The sequence below is a fragment of the Roseateles sp. P5_E1 genome, assembly GCF_054049335.1.
The window spans coordinates 1-932 of sequence record NZ_JBFUMN010000145.1 but is presented as its reverse complement, the minus strand read 5'-3'; the positions used below and the strand labels follow the sequence as shown (position 1 = coordinate 932).

Genomic DNA, 932 nt, shown 5'->3' with positions numbered 1-932 from the left:
CTTCCGGATTGACCCGGCCGGGACCGGTCATGGGTTCGAGCAGTTCGCGGATGCGCTGGTTGAAGGAGGTTTCCTGGCGGCGCACCTGTTCGAACTGCGCCGCGTTCAACGCCGCTTCGCTGTTCGGATCGGACACGCTGAGCATGCGCCCGCTCTGGTCCACCACGGTCACCCGCTCGGGGGTGAGGTCGGGGATGCTGGCGGCCACCATGTGCACGATCGCATCGATCTGGCCGCGTTCCAGCTGCTGGCCGCCGCGCAGTTCCAGCACCACCGAGGCGCTGGCGACATCACGCTGGCGGGTGAAGGCGCTGGGCTTGGGAATGGCCAGGTGCACGCGCGAATCACGCACCGGGCGCAGGGTGTTGATGGTGCGCGACAGCTCGGTTTCCAACGAATGCTGGTAGCGCGCGTTTTCCATGAACTGGCTGACGCCGAAGCCCGGATCGCGCTCCATCAGCTCAAAGCCGAGCCGGCCACTGTCGGTCAGGCCCGAACCGGCCAGCTTGAGGCGCGCATCGTGCAGGTTCTTTTCCGGCACGGTGATGCCACCGGTGGCCGGGTCCAGTTCGAACGGAATCTGCGCGGTGCGCAGCAGGTCGGTGGCCTCGGCGGTGGCCTTCTGGTCCAGGCCGGTGTAGAGCGGCACCATGCCCGGCTTCTGCGACCAGAAGAACACGAACAGGCCTGCCGCCACGGCCACGGCGATCATCGCCATCAGTCCGAGCCGACGGGTGATCTGCAGGCTTTGCAGCCGGTCGAACCACTGCCCAGCCTTTTCGGTGTTCAGGGATTCTTTGGAGAGCGACAGGGCCATGCGTTTCTATCCTTACAGCGGCATGTTCATCACGTCCTGGTAAGCCTGGACGAGACGGTTACGGACTTCCACGGTGGCGCGGAAGGCGATCTGGGACTGCTGCGAGGCGACCATG

Annotated in this window: 2 protein-coding genes; both read right to left on the bottom strand. The window is 65.6% G+C overall.

What is annotated here, in order from left to right:
- The coding region (fliF, locus tag ACXJKJ_RS30215) for a flagellar basal-body MS-ring/collar protein FliF (RefSeq protein WP_457395050.1) at positions 1-817 on the bottom strand (817 nt) is incomplete at its 3' end.
- A gap of 12 nt (positions 818-829) precedes the next feature.
- On the bottom strand, positions 830-932 hold a 103-nt coding region (locus ACXJKJ_RS30210; protein ID WP_457395053.1), incomplete at its 5' end, for a flagellar hook-basal body complex protein FliE.